Annotated in this window: 11 protein-coding genes; 6 read left to right on the top strand and 5 right to left on the bottom strand. The window is 35.2% G+C overall.

Annotated features, from left to right (window positions below):
- Positions 1-302 precede the first annotated feature (302 nt).
- The 3 genes from FFWV33_RS14510 to FFWV33_RS14500 all read left to right on the top strand — a co-directional run bounded on the left by FFWV33_RS14510 (position 303) and on the right by FFWV33_RS14500 (position 3,804).
- On the top strand, positions 303-1,127 hold the full coding sequence (locus FFWV33_RS14510; protein WP_108741573.1) for a hypothetical protein: 825 nt from the start codon (positions 303-305) through the stop codon (positions 1,125-1,127).
- Positions 1,128-1,190: 63 nt separating this feature from the next.
- Positions 1,191-1,730, top strand: coding sequence for a GNAT family N-acetyltransferase (locus FFWV33_RS14505; RefSeq protein WP_108741572.1), 540 nt, complete (start codon positions 1,191-1,193; stop codon positions 1,728-1,730).
- A 220-nt stretch (positions 1,731-1,950) separates the two neighbouring features.
- Positions 1,951-3,804 carry a T9SS type B sorting domain-containing protein gene (locus FFWV33_RS14500; protein WP_108741571.1) on the top strand — a complete coding sequence of 618 codons (1,854 nt, stop codon included), beginning with the start codon at positions 1,951-1,953 and terminating at the stop codon, positions 3,802-3,804.
- Between the two features lie 211 nt (positions 3,805-4,015).
- Here the strand turns inward: FFWV33_RS14500 and FFWV33_RS14495 are convergent, their stop codons facing one another.
- From FFWV33_RS14495 to galB, 5 genes are all read right to left on the bottom strand, one after another.
- Positions 4,016-5,380 carry a glycoside hydrolase family 28 protein gene (locus FFWV33_RS14495; RefSeq protein ID WP_108741570.1) on the bottom strand — a complete coding sequence of 455 codons (1,365 nt, stop codon included), beginning with the start codon at positions 5,378-5,380 and terminating at the stop codon, positions 4,016-4,018.
- 41 nt (positions 5,381-5,421) lie between these two features.
- Positions 5,422-7,074 (bottom strand): sulfatase-like hydrolase/transferase, encoded by a 1,653-nt coding sequence (locus FFWV33_RS14490; protein WP_108741569.1) that lies wholly within the window; start codon positions 7,072-7,074, stop codon positions 5,422-5,424.
- 25 nt (positions 7,075-7,099) lie between these two features.
- On the bottom strand, positions 7,100-8,758 hold the full coding sequence (locus FFWV33_RS14485) for a sulfatase-like hydrolase/transferase (RefSeq protein WP_108741568.1): 1,659 nt from the start codon (positions 8,756-8,758) through the stop codon (positions 7,100-7,102).
- A 16-nt stretch (positions 8,759-8,774) separates the two neighbouring features.
- Entirely contained in the window at positions 8,775-10,346 is a 1,572-nt protein-coding gene (locus FFWV33_RS14480; RefSeq protein WP_108741567.1) for an alpha-L-fucosidase, read from the bottom strand.
- A gap of 74 nt (positions 10,347-10,420) precedes the next feature.
- Positions 10,421-12,907 carry a beta-galactosidase GalB gene (gene galB / locus FFWV33_RS14475; RefSeq protein ID WP_108741566.1) on the bottom strand — a complete coding sequence of 829 codons (2,487 nt, stop codon included), beginning with the start codon at positions 12,905-12,907 and terminating at the stop codon, positions 10,421-10,423.
- A 176-nt stretch (positions 12,908-13,083) separates the two neighbouring features.
- Here galB and FFWV33_RS14470 point away from each other — a divergent pair, with 176 nt between their 5' ends.
- The 3 genes from FFWV33_RS14470 to FFWV33_RS14460 all read left to right on the top strand — a co-directional run bounded on the left by FFWV33_RS14470 (position 13,084) and on the right by FFWV33_RS14460 (position 16,336).
- Complete coding sequence (locus tag FFWV33_RS14470; RefSeq protein WP_108741565.1) at positions 13,084-13,953, top strand: family 16 glycosylhydrolase; 870 nt, start codon at positions 13,084-13,086, stop codon at positions 13,951-13,953.
- Between the two features lie 430 nt (positions 13,954-14,383).
- Positions 14,384-15,346 carry an IS30 family transposase gene (locus tag FFWV33_RS14465; RefSeq protein WP_108739654.1) on the top strand — a complete coding sequence of 321 codons (963 nt, stop codon included), beginning with the start codon at positions 14,384-14,386 and terminating at the stop codon, positions 15,344-15,346.
- Positions 15,347-15,496: 150 nt separating this feature from the next.
- Complete coding sequence (locus FFWV33_RS14460; RefSeq protein ID WP_108741564.1) at positions 15,497-16,336, top strand: carbohydrate-binding protein; 840 nt, start codon at positions 15,497-15,499, stop codon at positions 16,334-16,336.
- Positions 16,337-16,918: the final 582 nt, after the last annotated feature.

Below are 16,918 nucleotides of genomic sequence, written 5' to 3'. Positions count from 1 at the left end.
GGATAATGCAAATCTATGCAATGTAAATATTGGAGTTTTATGGAAGTGAACCGCGTTGCAAATGGTACGACCTATTTTCAAAATTACAGCAGGCACCCGACGTAGTCAAGCGCCAGAAGAGAACTAGAAATAAATGTTTCCATTATAAACGATACACCGCTATATTCATTAATTTGTAAAAAGGTTCAATTACTTTTTTTTAGCAGATTTTCATAAATTAGTATTAAAACTAAATTTTGAAACTTTAGAGACCATAATAAAATTCTATCTTTCCTTTTAATAAAGATAAAGAACAAAAAATCATGAAAAATATATTTATCGCGTTACTCTTGCTACTGACGATATCCTGCAAGAAAGAGGTACAAAAAGAAACTCTGGACACAACCGTTGATACGACAGCTGTTCCAAAAGCAGTAGTAAAAGAGCAACCTAAAATCAAGGTCGAAAATTTCAAAAAGAGCTATCTGGGTACAATAGGAAATGGTATTGAAGTTGTTTTTACACTTTCGAATACAGATGGAGTTATTACTGGATCTTATTTTTACAAAAAAGTAGGGGTAGACATTCCACTTTTGGGTAGTATTGAAGGAGATGAAGTAATACTATATGAACTTGATAGCCAAAAAAATAAAGTAGCCACAATTGCTAGCAAATTGGTAGGAAACAAGATTGTTGGTACTTGGAAAAGTATGGAGGGTCAGGAAGAATTAAAAGTAGTCCTCACTAAAACAGACAAATATGTTGCTGAACTTCCTGAAAATATTGCAGGTACGTACACCAATGCAAGCGGGACAGCTTGTAGCTTCAAACTAATCATTAGTATGAAAGAAAATAATTATTTTTATACCATTACAACGGCTGAAAGGACATTAAAGGGTAAAGTTAGTTTTAATCGCGATATTGATTATAAAGATGTTTATATCAATTTTAACGGAATCAAATGGGCCGCGTATAATGGTGCTATAAACGAGGAGGGAGAGCCAGTGAACAAAAATCTCAAAATTCCAGTAGGTATTGACGGTTTGTTGAATGAAAATGAAATTTCGATTCAAAACTATGGTAATGCAATGAACAATTATACAAAGTTTAGAGATTGCGATGACAAATATATTCTGCTAAAGAAGTAACAGGATTAAAAAGTTATAGTGAATATTGCCTGTAATACAACAGGTATAAAATTGATATGGAAGATGATAGTATTTGAAACAGAACGTTTGAGTATTCGAAATCTTAAACTTGGAGACAAAGTTTTTTTCTACGAACTACTTTCAGCTCCTGAAATTATAATCCCTATTCCGCAAGCCTTATTCACGGAAGCAGAAATTCTTCAAAAATTTAATCAGAATCTAAATTTGGAAAGTGTTTATCAAGAGGAGAGAACCATTTGTGGCATTTTCGAAAAAGAAAATAATGAAATGATTGGTCTTGCCTTGTTCCTTATCAACAAGGAAAAAGAAAAAGAACTTGGTTACCGATTTAGGAAAAAATACTGGGGTAAAGGGTACGGGACCGAGACGGCAAAGGCTATGATAGACTACTATTTTAAGGTTTTGAAGGTCGAAAAAGTGACTGCTGATGTGAATGTAGCATACACTGGTTCAGTGAAGATTCTCGAAAAAAGTATGACATTGGTTAAGGAGTTTTATAATAATGAGGATCAATGCTGGGACAGAAAATATGAAATACATAGGAGTGATTGGTTAAAGTTGAATGGGCTAAATCTACAGTAATACGTTTGTTTGCGCCGTTCAATTGCTATTCATTTCTTACTTTTTTAGCGGTAAACAAAGTAGAGGTTAACTAACTTTTTTCGAAATAATTAGCCTCTAAATCCATTCATAAACTTGAATTTGACAGTAAGATTTTATCCAACAAATTGGAGTATATTGCAGCTTAATAAAAAAGTTTCGTTTGAACTGCTATCAAACGATATTTATAAGGTCGGTGTATATGAACTTGAAATTACTATTTTTAATACTATTTGTTTCTACATCAACGATGGTCTCTGCTCAAGATACAGGCTATAACTTAGATTTTGAAACAGGTACTTTTTTGGGGTGGAAAGGATGGATTGGTGAATGTTGTCCGGTTAAAATTGAATACTCTGGTATAATCAAAAATCGCCATACAATCATAAATGACATAAAAAGATTTGACACCAATACCTGTGATAAATTATCTATGGTTGCACCGGGCGGTATGTATTCTGCACGATTAGGGAACGATAGTGCAGGTAAGGAAGTAGAAACACTATCATATCCTATTGATGTAACTGCAAATAATTCGTTGTTCATCTATAAATATGCAGTGGTTTTACAAGACCCAGGACACAATCCAGATGAGCAACCCTATTTTCGGGTAAAGGTGTATAATGAGGATAAAGAATTAATTGATCCCACCTGTGGTAGCTACAATGTGGTTGCAACATCAAATTTACCAGGGTTTCAATCTTGTCCAGAAAATAAGGTCGTTTTTAAAGATTGGACAACAGTAGGGTTGGATTTAAGTCCTTATTTAGGACAATTGCTTACAGTAGAATTTGAAACGGGTGATTGTTCTCTTGGTGCACATTTTGGTTATGCATATATTGATGCATATGCCTCTTCCTTATCGATTGGTTCAGCCTATTGCACAGATTTTGATGGTGTGACACTTACAGCACCAATTGGATTTACCTATTTATGGAACACAGGAGAAACAACGCAAAACCTACAGGTTAATAATCCTATTGAGGGGCAGAGTTACAGTTGCGAACTTACATCAGCGACTGGTTGCAAAGTTATTATAAGTACTGATCTGAAGCTACAAGAGCCTAAAATTGATTTTGAAACTTCAAATTTATGCGAAAATAAAGCCGTAAGTTTTAAAAATACAACGACCAATTCCGATTCGACTTTAAACTCTTATTTTTGGGATTTTGGTGATGGTACAACTTCAACGGACGAAAATCCAAGCCATACTTATGCAGGTTTAGGTGATTTCAATATTACTTTTAACGTGAAAAATGTTTTGGGATGTGTCTATAGCTTATCAAGAGAGGTTACTATAAACGTTTCACCAGAACCAACACTTGAAGACGGAAGTATTTGTTTATCCGTTTCTGGCAGTCTTGCAGAAGGTTATATTCTTGATACAGGACTAACAGATCCAGATAATACTTATAAATGGTATGTAGATTCAAAACTTATTTTTAGTGCTAATGAAAGTAAACATACGGCAGTAAAAAAAGGGAGATATGAGGTTGAAGTTAGCAATTTTAAAACCTTATGTTCTACTACTGTTTCGGCTACAGTTATTGCTACTCAAATGGCGAGTGGAATGAAGATTAATATAAGTGAAGATTTTGCAGATAGTAGTTTTTTGAGCGTAGAAGTTCAAGGAGGCACAGGACCATTTGTGTATAAATTAGACGATCTTGAGTTTCAGGATAATAATTTTTATAATGGTTTGACAAATGGAGATCATGTGGTTACCGTCAAAGATGATGTAGGCTGTACCTTATTATCTAAGGATTTTACCATTTTTGGGTACCCAAAATTCTTTACGCCAAACAACGATGGTTATAATGATTTTTGGAATATTCCTAACTATAAAAATATGTTGGAGGCAGAGATTACCATTTTTGATCGGTATGGTAAAATGATTAGAAAGATGACCCCAGCTGATCGAGGATGGGATGGAAAATTAGAAGGCATGCCATTGCCTGCTTCAGATTATTGGTTTTTGGTAAATTACAAACAAGCAGACGAGGATGGAGTTTTGTTTTCGAAAAATGCAAAATCTCATTTTTCACTGAAAAGATAAAATAATTAAAGTAAAACGGAAATACAAACTTGTGCTCGTTTGTACTTCTATCTGCTGCGTTGCCGCATTGCGTATCCATGTACTTTATGACCAACAATTACGTAACGTTTACAAATCGGTGTCAAGCACTAGCGAAATAGTTATATCACGAGATGCGTTATAACCATAAAAAAAAGAGAACGTTTAGTTCTCTTTTTTTATGGTTTAAGCTTTATTGTTTCTTTCGATTCAAAAAGACTGATTCTATTTCGCTGTTTAAAACATCATCAAAAACGATGGGTAAACGTTCGTCTTTGCTAATAGTGTTTACGCTGACGTTTTCAATAAACAAACCATCAATGTGTCTAGCATAGATTCCGCTTGCGGGTAAAGTACCTACTTTACTAAATTCAGGCCACCAGTCTCCTAGAGTTTCTAGAGTAAATTCTTTGATGTTTTTAAGAGCAGCATCGCCTTTGGTACCGCCACCAGAGACTGTGATTTGAATGTTTTTTAGCTGAATGTCCTGAATATAATGATTGGGCATTCCAGTTAAAAAGAGAACTGAATTTTTATCTAATTCTCTATTGTCTACTATAATATTTTCGAAAATAAATCCCTGCATTGCTTTCATGGGAGCCAATTGCTCAGGGGAATCTACACCTGCACGTTGTTGGCAAAAAGTCATGAAAATAGGGCGGGGGACATTCTTCATGACGATATTCGAAAAAATCATGTTTTTCATTGTACCGCCTTCATTCATTTGGATTTTTAATCCCGAATCTAAGATATCATGAAAAGTACAATTGCTCACTGTTACCGATTCAAAATCGCCTCGCGAAGCCAAACCAAAACGCATGGCTGCCCATTTGCTTGTAAACACACAATTGGTAATCGTAATGTCTTTGCAAGGTTTGTCAGGTCTTGAAGTCTGTAAACAAATAGAATCGTCGCTGGTATCAAATGACGAATTAGAAACGCGCACATTGGTACAACCATCAAAATCCAAACCATCCCCGTTATGATTGACTCTGCTGATGATTTTGATTCCGTCTACCACAATTTCGTTGCAATACAACCAAGCCGAAGTCCAAGCTGCAGGGTTGATTAGGGTAACATCTCTCACACTGATATCATTGCAGTTCATAAAGCGCAACATCATTGGACGTCCTCCTTTTTCTTTAGTAAAATTTTTAGGATGACCGTTGGCGTCAATCGTTCCTTTTCCTTCGATAGAAAATGATTTTGCATCACGAGCAAAAATCAAACAACGATCCATATGAGGTTCGTTTTTATAGGTGTTTTTGTGTGTATCGGTCGTATAATCTGCATAATTAGGACTTCCCAACAAAACAGCTCCATTTTCAAGATATAGTGTTACAAAATCTTTTAGATAAATAGTACCTATCATCACTTTTTTGCCCGCTGGAATAATTACACGGCCACCGCCTTCGCCACTGCATAAGTCAATGGCTCTTTGTACGGCTTGTGTATCGATCGTTTCACCATCACCTTTGGCTCCAAAAGTAAGGACATTGTAATCCTTAGCATAGATGGAGCTTGAAAGTAATAATAGGAAGAAGGCAATTTTTTTCATGATTTTTATATTTTAAAACCTTTCATTCAATCTAAGAAAAATTAATGCTCTCCGTCAGGGTACAAATCATTAGTATATCGGTATACTTCTGGTTTCCCTTCGCCTCGAGCATTCTTGATTTCGATTTTCCACTGTTTTTTTAAGTTGTCCAAAATAGTGGCATTTTTCTTTTCTGCGACCAAATTGTGCAATTCAAAAGGATCATTTTTCAAATCATACAACTCTTCATAAACTGGCATTTCGCCGTTCAATGGTGAATCGATGTAATCACGGTAAATAGCAATTTCGGGATCATGCATTTTGTATAGCATCTCATTAACATTCATACCTAATTCTTTGGCATATTTGATTTCTTTTCGAGCCGAAAAATTATTGTTTTTATAATATCGAATGTATTTCCATTGTTGGTCTTGTACCGATTCACAACGAGGATTTCCAAAATGTGTAGACCACAAATTTTCGGTATAAACGTAGTTGCGAACAGCTTCTTTTTTTCCTTTTATTAGGTTTGTAATATCTTTTCCTTGAAACGTGTCAGGAATTTTTATACCCGCCATCGACAACATAGTAGGGGCAATATCTATGGTTTGTACTAAGGCATCACTTCTTAATCCTCTAGCTTTTCTGCGAGCTTTTGGGTCGAACACAATAATTGGCACATGGGTTGTTTTTTCATAACATAGTGATTTACCTCCAAGTCCTTGCTCACCACCAAATAATCCATGGTCGGATGTGAAGATGATTACTGTATTTTTATCAATTTTTAAGTCTTTTAATTTTTTTCTTAAATTACCTACTAAGCGATCCATACCTGTCATAGCTTCCATTTCGCGAATGTATCTTTCTTTTTTTGCAGCAGGAGTGTCAACGTAGTTGTATCCATCTTGACGATCTTCGGCATGTAATAAATCGGCAGGTAGTTTTGGCATTTTTATATCAGCTCTGGCAATATAATTAGGTGGCAACGGAATGTCTATATCTCGGTACAACGTTCTATAAATAGCATCATCTGTTGGTTTCAGTTTCATGGTGCTTGTACTCGCACCATGTGGTAAATTGAAATTGATAGATAGCATAAAAGGTTTGTCCATCGGTCTGTTTTCCAAAAAATGTAGGGCACCTTTTAATTTTCTTTCGTTAGGATCTAAAAATTCATTCACTCCTTCATTGATGATTTCAGGTTGGGTAAAAGCGATAGCATCGTTAAAAATGGCATGTCTATCTTTTGGATAAAAACCCAAGTGACCATGTCCAGCATACCAATAATCAAAACTTTTTTCCATGACACCACTATCATAACCACCTTTACCTATAGGTGCATGATTTTTTCCAACCCAACCTGTATAATAGCCGTTTGCTCGCATGATCATAGGGTAGGAGCCTTCCCAACCTTTGTCGGATATGCTTGTGCCTGAGTTGAAATTAACACCGTGTTTGCGCTCATATTGCCCCAATAACATAGAGACTCTACTAGGCGTACATATGGCGCTCGTTACATGGGCATTGGTAAACAAAATTCCTTCTGAAGCCAATTGATCAATGTTTGGTGTTTGTACAATAGTGTTACTCGTACAACCTAACAGTTCATAGGATTGATCATCGGTTAGGACGAATACAATATTTGGACGATCTTGAGCCGAAAGTCCAAGCATGCCTTGAAGCATCAATGCAAGAGTTATAATTTGCTTTTTCATTATCTTAATATAATATATAATTTTTCTATTCTTTTGAACCACCAGGAAATACATCATCAGTGTAACGATAGACTTCTGGTTTCCCTTGTCCACGAGCATTTGTAATGGCAATTTTCCACTGTTTTTTGAGATTGTCAAGTATAGCAGGAGGAATATTTTCTTTAATTAAATTTTTTGCTTCGAAAGGATCATTCTTTAAATCATATAATTCTTCATAGACCGGTTCTTCGCCATTAAGAGGGGAGTCAATGTAATCACGGTAAAGAGCCATCTCTGGATCATGTAAATTATACAACATCTCTTTTTGGCTTATTCCCATTTCTTTTCCGTACTTAATCAATTTCACTGCCGAAAAATTATCATTTTTGTAGTATCGAATGTACTTCCAGCGCTTGTCTTGAATGGATTCACAACGAGGATTACCAAATGTTGTTGACCATAAATTCTCTGAATAAGAGTACGATCTAATATCTTTTAAATCACCTTTAATTATGGCCGATATATCTTTTCCTTGAAAAGTAGTAGGTATTTTTATTCCTGCCATAGCGAGCATAGTAGGAGCGATGTCTACTGTTTGAATTAAAGCATCACTAACCACTCCATGTGCCTTTTTGGGCGCTGTTGGATCGTAAACTATAAACGGAATATGAGTATTTTTTTCGTAACAAGTTGCTTTTCCTCCCAAACCAAATTCGCCACCAAACAGTCCATGGTCAGAGGTAAAAATGATAATAGTGTTTTTATCGATTTTAAGGTCTTGCAATTTCTTTCTTAAATTTCCAACCATGCGGTCAATTCCTGTTACGGCTTGCATTTCGCGTATCGCTCGTTCTCTGGCAGTATCAGGTTTATCAACATAATTGTATCCTTCTTGACGATCATCAGCATGCCAAAGATCTTTTGGTAACTTTGGGTTTTTAATGTCTGCTCTAGCCACATAATTCGGTGGTAGCGGAATGTCTAAATCACGATACAAAGTACGGTAAATGGCATCATCTGTCGATTTTGATTTCATTTCACGCGTACTTGATCCGTGTGGTAAATTGAAATTTATGGACAACATAAAAGGCTTGTCAGCAGGTCTGTTGGTGATAAAATGGACAGCTCCTTTTAATTTTCTTTCGTTAGGATCTAGAAAATCATTTACCCCTTCATTGATAATTTCGGGTTGTGTAAAAGCGATTGCATCATTATAAATATCACTAATTTCTTTTGGATAAAAGCCTACATGCGTGTGATTTGAGTACCAGTAATCAAAGCTTTTCTCGATGAGACCACTACTGTAACCTCCTTGACCTATAGGCGAATGATTTTTGCCAATCCACCCTGTGTAATAACCGTTTGCACGCATTACTACGGGGTACGAACTCTCCCAAGCTTTGTCTGAAACGCTAGTGCCCGAATTAAAGTTTACTCCATGCTTGCGTTCGTATTGGCTTAGCAATATACATACACGAGATGGCGTACAGATCGCGGTCGACACATGCGCATTGGTAAACAAGATTCCGTCTTGCGCCATTTTATCTAAATTGGGCGTCTGAATAATATTATTTCGTCCAGAACTGCCCATTAATTCATATGATTGATCATCCGTCAATACAAATATGATGTTAGGACGCTGTTGGGCGCTAATGCTGAGCATCGAATGAAAAACAACAGCCAGGGTTACAAATTTCTTTATCATTTTTTTATTTTAAAACTTAATCTTTATGAGCATCAACAGCACCACCAATATTATTTTCTTGATAGCCTTCCATTTTAATTTTGAAAGAATGTGCATAATCAGATGGGTATGATTTGGGAGCAGTGATAACCAATCCTTCTTCATTGCGTACCCATTTAATCTTTTCGTCACTACCTAAAAGTGTTATATTTTCTATTTTCGAATTTAAAACACCTATTTGTGTACTCAAAGATTTGATTACAATTTTACCCACTGGTTTATCCAACACAATGGCGTAAAATTCTTTATCTGATTTTTTTGTGAATCGAATGTCTTTATTCGAATATTCTATCTTGTTTTTTTCTTCCACTTTATGACCACCTTCTGGCAATCTATTTGGGCCTTCGCCAAAAATAATCCAAGGACGTGTACCATAAATCGCGTCACCATTCACTTCCAACCATTGTCCCATATCGGTCAATAAATTTTCCATTACTGGTGGGATAGTTCCGTTTGGATCTGGTGGTACATTAAGCAACATAACCCCGTTTTTGGAAACGATATCTACCAAAACATCCACCAATTCGTTAGGTGATTTAAACTGCGCATTCGGTCTATAAAACCAGGCTCCTGGAGATGTATCTGTCAACCAAGTTGGATTTTTGGGTTGGTTGGGTCTTCCTCGTTCGTAATCTTTGATTGCAGTGTCCAAAGTAAAGGTACTTTCTTTGTAAGCAACTCCTACTTCTTTATTCCATTCAATTCCTTTGTTATAATAGTAGGATAAAAATTTAAGTCGGCTTTCTTCCGTCATATTTTCTAACCACCAATCAAACCAAATTAAATCTGGCTGATAAACATCAATATATTCCTTTAATTTTGCCCACCATTCTTTATAAAAACGATCGTCAGGTGTATTAGATTCTAAGGAATGTGGACTGGTGTACAAATCATAATCTTTTGGATCTATACCGCCATGTGCATGTGCTGGTGCAAAATATTTCCAAGTAAAAGCGTGATGAAAAGAAGCCATAAACTTCATCCCTCTAGCTTCAATTTCTTTTTTTAGGGCTGCTGATGGATCAATACCTCCGTAATTCATACTGTTCCAACGTGTCGCCTTGCTGTCCCACATGGCAAAATTATCGTGGTGCATGGCTACAGGACCAGCAAATTTAGCCCCTGATTTTTTAAACAATTCGGCCCATTTTGCTGCATCAAAACCAGTTGGCTTGAATTGTTCAATAATGTATTTATACCCAAATTCTTTTACGTTACCGTATTTACTCGTGTGGTGCACATAATTAGTTGAAGGATTTCCACTTTTTGTAGGTACAATTTTGCCATCTTGGTACATCACCATTCCGTGCCAACCGCCATAATATTGGTTAGGATCAGATCCTTCAAAAGCGGCAGAAACTGGGCCCCAATGCGCATAAATTCCAAATTTAGCATCTTGAAACCAATCGGGTACTGCTTTTACAGTTGATACCGATTCCCAAGTGGGTTTAAATTTTTCTGTTTTTTGCTTTGATTTATTTTGAGCTTGAACAGTACCAAAAGAGGCTGCTGCAAACAAACAAATCAATTTGATGTTATTTTTTTTCATCTATCGAATATTTGAATTATTTCAAGGAGATCGAATGATTCGAATACCTATCCATAAAGGGTTATAGTATGTTATTATTTTGTTGTAACGATGGTTTCTGCTGTCTTCAAATTGCTAGATGTAGCAGTAATTTTGATGGTTCCTTTTTTGTCAGTCGCTTTTACAATCAACAAACACATTCCACTGAATGCTTTGCTGTTATTCGCTTGAAAAGAAGCCAATGAAGCCGCATCACCATTACCAACTGCTGCTTGAATTCCTGCGCCTTCGACTTTAAAATTCACCAAATTATCAGCATTTGGACATAAATTTCCGTTGGCATCTTCGATTCTAACAGTTATAAAGGATAAATCTTTTCCGTCAGCGGTGATCACGTTTCTATCAGCCGAAAGTTTAATTAGAGCAGGAGCGCCCGCTGTTTTAATTTCTTTTACAGCAGCTTGTTTTCCGTTTTTGTAACCTACAACTTTGATACTTCCTGGTTGGTAAGGCACATTCCATGACAAACGGTATTTTGTTTTATACATTCCTTTTTCAAAACCATGATATTCTGATGGGATTTCGGTAAAATCTTTTCCTTTTACTTTTTTACCCATCGATTTTCCGTTCACAAATAATTCCACTTCATCACAATTAGTATAAGAGTAAACTGGAATAATGTCGCCTTCTTTTCCTTCCCAATTCCAATGTGGCAAAACGTGCACCATTGGTTTGGTAGTCCATTGACTTTGGTATAAATAATAGCGGTCTTTTGGAAAACCACACAAATCTACGGGTGCAAAATACGAGGCGTGTGATGGCCAATCTTTGTTCCAATACCCATTGGTCGAATTGTCACGACCGCCATAAGGTGTTGGTTCTCCCAAATAATCAAATCCTGTCCAGATGAATTCCCCTAACGAAAAAGGGTTTTTCTCCTGAGCCTCAAATTCTACATCGGGTGCGTATGCCCATGGTGGACCAACGGTGGTGTCATAGCTCGAAACTTGATTGGTTTCATGCTTTTCATTAAATTCAATTGGTAAATGATAGACGCCACGGCTACTAGTTTGCGAAGAAGTTTCAGATCCGTACAAAATGATATTCGGATTTTTTTCTTTGATTTCTTTGTAATCAGCAGGCCAATAGTTCATTCCTACCACATCTATTTGGTACGCTAGTTTATTCATAAATGGCTGTGGGTAATAGTTAAATCCAGCTGTTGTAGGACGTGTATTGTCCTCGTCATGGCAAATATCATTGAGGTGTTTGGTCAAAATCCAACCGTCTTTTTTGCTTTGTTCCAAAATTTCGTTACCAATACTCCACATGATTACCGATGGATGGTTGCGGTCTCTTTTGATCATGTCGCGCAAATCTTTTTCATGCCATTGATCGAAAAATTTACTGTAACCATTGGGAACTTTAGGGAGTTGCCATTCGTCAAAAGCTTCGACAATAACAACGATTCCAAGTTTATCACAAACTTCTAATATTTCTGGAGATGGTGGATTATGACTGGTACGCAAGGCATTTGTACCCATACTTTTCATAATTTGCATCTGGCGTTCGTTAGCGCGATAATTCACGGCAGCACCCAAAGGTCCCAAATCATGATGCATACAGACTCCGTTCAATTGCACTCGTTTTCCATTCAATAAAAAACCATTGTTGGCATCAAATTTTATGGTTCTAATTCCAAAATTAGTTTGGTATTCTTCAACAACTTGATTGTTTACTTTTACTTGACTAATTGAAGTGTATAGGGTAGGAGATTGTATATCCCAACGAGCAGGTTTTAAAACCTCTAAATTTTGACTTACTTTTTGTTCTGAAGATTTAACTAAAGAAATTGCTTTGGATTGACTAGCCACCACAACGCCTTTATTGTTCTTGATAGTTGTAACCAATACGGCATTCGAACTTAGATTCCCAGCATTTTTAATAGTGGTTTGAATTGCCACTGTTGCTTTTGCATCGCTAACTATTGGCGTCGTAATATAGGTTCCCCATTGCGGAATATGAATATCATTTTTGACTTTTAAGTACACATTGCGATAGATTCCGGCTCCTGGATACCAACGAGCAGACAAATCCTCGGGTGCAACTTGTACGGCAATAACATTTTCTTGACCATATTTAATGTATGGTGTCAAATCAAGTTCAAAACCAATGTAACCATACGGGCGTTCTCCCACATAATTGCCATTTATCCACACTTTGGCATTATTCATCACACCGTCAAAAGCTACGGCAATTTGACTTCCTTTATTTTTATTATCTACAACAAAATGTTTTCGGTACCAAGCAATTCCGTGAACGGGTAACCCACCTGTTCTAGCATTATTTTTATTACTAAAAGGACCTTCAATAGCCCAATCGTGTGGAAGATTTATTTTTTTCCAATTCGAATCTTGGTACGCAATTTTTTCAGCTCCTTGTAGCGTGTCTTTTTTAAACAACCAATTCTGATTGAAATTTTGTACTCCCTTTTTATCCACTACGCTTTGAGCGGAACTATTTTTCGCCACAAAAAGAGCTAGGAAAGCTACCGTGCTTAAAATTAATTTTCTTGCTTTCATTCGTGTTATTTTATCTTTCAGAATTGTTTATAAGGTAAAACTAAAGGATAAAAACAGGACAAGAAAAGTTTGAGGAGTTTAAATGAAGTCAAAAAACATCTGTTCTACTGAAAAAACCATTTCGTTTATGGCAACCGCTATATTCACTGTATTTTTATAGTTAAAGACAAACTATTATGAATAAAATAAACTATGCTATTTTAGTACTTTTAGCCTCTTATTCGGGTCTAAAAGCACAAGATTCCACTCGTCCTGCAAGTTATTACACAGATACAATTTCGTTTTCTGCAGCACCAAAAAGAATGACAGACAAACTCCCATTATCCCATCAAAAAGATAAAAAGTGGGTTTTGCAAAAGTATTTGTCAGATGAATTCGCTGGATTAAAACTAGACTCAGACAAATGGTATGATACCAATCCAAAATGGTTGGGTAGAGCACCATCTATGGCAAATTCAGAGAATGTTTCATTAGAAAAAGGAAATCTTGTACTAAGAATTAATCAAGTTAAAGAACCAAAATACAAAAATGATTATACGCACAATGTTGGTTGGGTAGTGAGTAAAAAATCTATTACCTATGGTTATTTTGAAATGCGAGCTAAGCTAATGGATGCGCCTTGGGTAAGTTGTTTTTGGTTGTACAACTGGTGGTATAAAGACAATTGGAAAACAGAAATAGACATCTGTGAAAACAATCCTGGAGCGGCAAAAAATAGACATACTTTGACATCCAACTTACACGTATTTTCGGCACCTGTGGACAAAGGAAATGTAACCAAACTAAAATCTCACCCGCAGAACTACTATATTCCGTTTGAATTGCAAAAAGATTATCATGTTTGGGGATTGGAGTGGGATAAAGACTTTATCCGTTGGTATATTGATGGTGTTTTATTCAGGGAATCACCAAACGTGTATTGGCACCAAGATTTGCACATTAATTTTAATAGTGAATCGAATAAATGGCTTTTGGCCTTACCAGACGATAACCGCTTGAATGAAGATTTTAACGTAGATTATGTGAGAGTTTGGCAGAAGAAGTAATTGGTAAACTGTGTTTTACAAAACCAAAATTCCCTCAAAGTTTTTGAAGACAAGCCTCCGCGATCAGGTTTTTAAATTAGAATGTTTTCGTTTCTATTCACCTACCACACGAAAGGATTCGTGTGGTATCTGGCTGAAAATTTTTAATTACTTTTTGTTCATTTTATAAAGTAAACTTAATGTCTATAAACCAAGCTCGGCTGTTATTATCTTTTAAATACTTAAGAAAATCTATTGTTATTTTAGAAACAGATGTGATAATAGCAATTCCGAAATGTAAATATACTTAGATTCAAGTGATAAATGCAACACTCCTTATTTGTTTAAATAAAGCCTACTGATAAGTCTTGAAGATCTAGATCTTCAAGACTTATCAGTAGGCTACGAAAAAAATTTCTCTTATTTTTGGGTTACTAAGCACAAAAAAAAGATGTCACATTTAACGATTGAACAAAGATACGAAATTGCTACACTTCGTTCACAAGGATTTTCAATGAGTAAAATTGGAGGGTTTATAGGTAGAGATAAATCTGTAATTTCAAGAGAGCTATCCAGAAATTCCGATCAAAGAAATAATGTTTATAAAGCTAAATTAGCCCAAAGTAAGGCCAGTATTCGACAGCATGAAAAAGCTAAGAAAATACGCTTTACTGAACAGATAAAAGCACGTGTTATTCATCTTTTAGAAGAAGATTTCAGTCCTGAACAAATAGTAGGATATTGCAGTGATAAAAACTTTGAATGTGTTTCGATTGAAACAATTTATCAATTCATTTGGAGCGACAAAAAGAAAGGCGGACAACATTATAAGCACCTACGCACAAAAGGAAAGCGATATGCTAAAAGAGGGGCTTTAAAAGGCTCAAGAGGTATTATTAAAGATAGAGTTGGTATTGAAAACAGGCCGTTGGTTGTAGAAGAAAAGCAAAGAATTGGGGATTTAGAAATTGATTTGGTAATAGGTAAAAATCACAAAGGAGCTTTGTTAACAATAAATGACAGAGCATCAGGTGTGCTTAAAATGGCTAAAATAAACAGTAAGGAATCACAAGAAATTCAGGAGAAATTAATTGAATTATTAATGGATTGGAAGCCCATTTTGCACACCATTACATCTGATAATGGGAAAGAGTTCGCTAACCATAAAAAAGTATCTGAAATATTAGAAATCTCATACTTCTTTGCCAACCCATATTGTAGTTGGGAAAGAGGTGCTAATGAAAATTTAAATGGTTTAGTAAGACAATATTTTCCAAAAAAATATAACTTTGATTTAATAACAGAAGAAGAGGTTTTAAGAGTAACAAATAAATTAAATAACAGACCCAGAAAAAGATTTGGTTTTAAAAGTCCAAATGAAATTTTTGAGCAAAAACTTAAACAATGTGCATAAGGTTGCATTTGTTAATTGAATCCACCTTAGAAAGACCTTCCTAATTTGTAATTATTTATGAATAAGACATATGCGATATTTTTTTGGTCATATCAGGTATAGCTTAAGTGAACAATTACCTATTTTTGGTCAAACCAAAACCCTTAAATTATGAAACTCACCATTTCAATTTTATCCTTAGTGGCTATTAGCCTTATATCATGTTCAAAATCGAAAGACGATATTGATTTAATCGAAATTACGGATCCAGAGACAGAGGTTATTACACCTAAAGAAGAAGAAGTTATTGTTGAAGGAACCGACCCGATTAAAATTCCTATTTGTGATGGAGTAACTCAACCTGTGCCAGAGTTGATAAACGAAAATGTTATCCCCGTAGATAAAAAATGTGGCATATTTTTAGAAAAAAATGGATTACTGATATTTGAAGCAGAAAATACAAGCTCTGATTTTGATAAATGGATTTATGAAACTGCCATTCCGGGTTATAGAGGTACTGGTTATTTAAGATACAATGGCCCTTTTACAGGAAGCTCGCCATTGGTTTATAAATTCAAAATTGAAAATTCAGGAATTTATCGTTTTATGATAAGAAGTTCAAAACCAGCAGGAGTTGAACAAGATGCAAATAACGATTGCTTTATTAAAATGGAAGGTAATTTTGTTGCTGGAGAAATGAATTCTTGCATAGCAAACGCTGATAGAAACTCCACTCAAACAAACCCTTTAAAAACGGATACCAAATTTTTTGGGACAGGTGGCGATGGAGAATTTAAAAATGCGGCTGGTCAATTAGATTTACACAGTGTAAAACCTTGGGCTACTTATAATTTTAAAGCTGGAGAAACTTATACACTTACTATTACTGGAAGGTCATCAAAATTTAGTATTGACAGAATTTTAATTGCCGACTTAAACAAATACGATTATGCGAAATACAATGCCTACGCTAAAAATGCAGTTCAAAACGATTGTGTTGTAGAAAATTAACAACTAAAAAAAGCGACTGAATATAATTCAGTCGCTTATAAAATTATCGAATATTTTGAATTAGAATATTTTCGTTTCTATTCACGAACCGGACGAAAGGATTCGGTAGGAGGGCTTTTTAGTTTTTGTACGATATATTATTTTTCATGACTTCTAAAATAAATAAAATGTTTTTCTTGCTAAAAGCTAATACTTGTGTAGAGTGATCTATATTAGAATTGATTGAAACAAAATTATTGTTAATTTCTAATCGATATCTTATAACTCCTCTTTCACAAGTAATTTTGAAATAATAACTTTCATATTCTAATGTAACAAAACCATAAGATGATTTAACGCTATTTATAATGTCTGAATACACGCCGTTAATTAGTTTAAATTCAGGAAATAATATAGATATTTGCTCTTTTGTGTAAAAAAATGATTCTTCAATATTTATAAAATCATAAATATTACTAATTTCTGTATTTTAAATGTTATTTCTCATAAATTTACCTACTCCAATCGTAACCCAAAAATAATCTATTTTTAGTCATTTTTGATTTTTTTAAAATAAAGAAAGTTGCAACCGTTTTCATGATT

The organism is Flavobacterium faecale (assembly GCF_003076455.1).
Classification (GTDB): domain Bacteria; phylum Bacteroidota; class Bacteroidia; order Flavobacteriales; family Flavobacteriaceae; genus Flavobacterium; species Flavobacterium faecale.
The sequence above is the reverse complement of the archived record's forward strand: the minus strand, read 5'-3'. Positions and strand labels throughout refer to the sequence as shown.

Excerpts from the sequence above, each read along its gene's own strand:
- FFWV33_RS14510 (WP_108741573.1), top strand. The coding sequence starts at position 303 with ATGAAAAATATATTTATCGCGTTACTCTTGCTACTGACGATATCCTGC.
- FFWV33_RS14505 (WP_108741572.1), top strand. The coding sequence starts at position 1,191 with ATGATAGTATTTGAAACAGAACGTTTGAGTATTCGAAATCTTAAACTT.
- FFWV33_RS14500 (WP_108741571.1), top strand. The coding sequence starts at position 1,951 with ATGAACTTGAAATTACTATTTTTAATACTATTTGTTTCTACATCAACG.
- FFWV33_RS14495 (WP_108741570.1), bottom strand. The coding sequence starts at position 5,380 with ATGAAAAAAATTGCCTTCTTCCTATTATTACTTTCAAGCTCCATCTAT.
- FFWV33_RS14490 (WP_108741569.1), bottom strand. The coding sequence starts at position 7,074 with ATGAAAAAGCAAATTATAACTCTTGCATTGATGCTTCAAGGCATGCTT.
- FFWV33_RS14485 (WP_108741568.1), bottom strand. The coding sequence starts at position 8,758 with ATGATAAAGAAATTTGTAACCCTGGCTGTTGTTTTTCATTCGATGCTC.
- FFWV33_RS14480 (WP_108741567.1), bottom strand. The coding sequence starts at position 10,346 with ATGAAAAAAAATAACATCAAATTGATTTGTTTGTTTGCAGCAGCCTCT.
- galB (WP_108741566.1), bottom strand. The coding sequence starts at position 12,907 with ATGAAAGCAAGAAAATTAATTTTAAGCACGGTAGCTTTCCTAGCTCTT.
- FFWV33_RS14470 (WP_108741565.1), top strand. The coding sequence starts at position 13,084 with ATGAATAAAATAAACTATGCTATTTTAGTACTTTTAGCCTCTTATTCG.
- FFWV33_RS14465 (WP_108739654.1), top strand. The coding sequence starts at position 14,384 with ATGTCACATTTAACGATTGAACAAAGATACGAAATTGCTACACTTCGT.
- FFWV33_RS14460 (WP_108741564.1), top strand. The coding sequence starts at position 15,497 with ATGAAACTCACCATTTCAATTTTATCCTTAGTGGCTATTAGCCTTATA.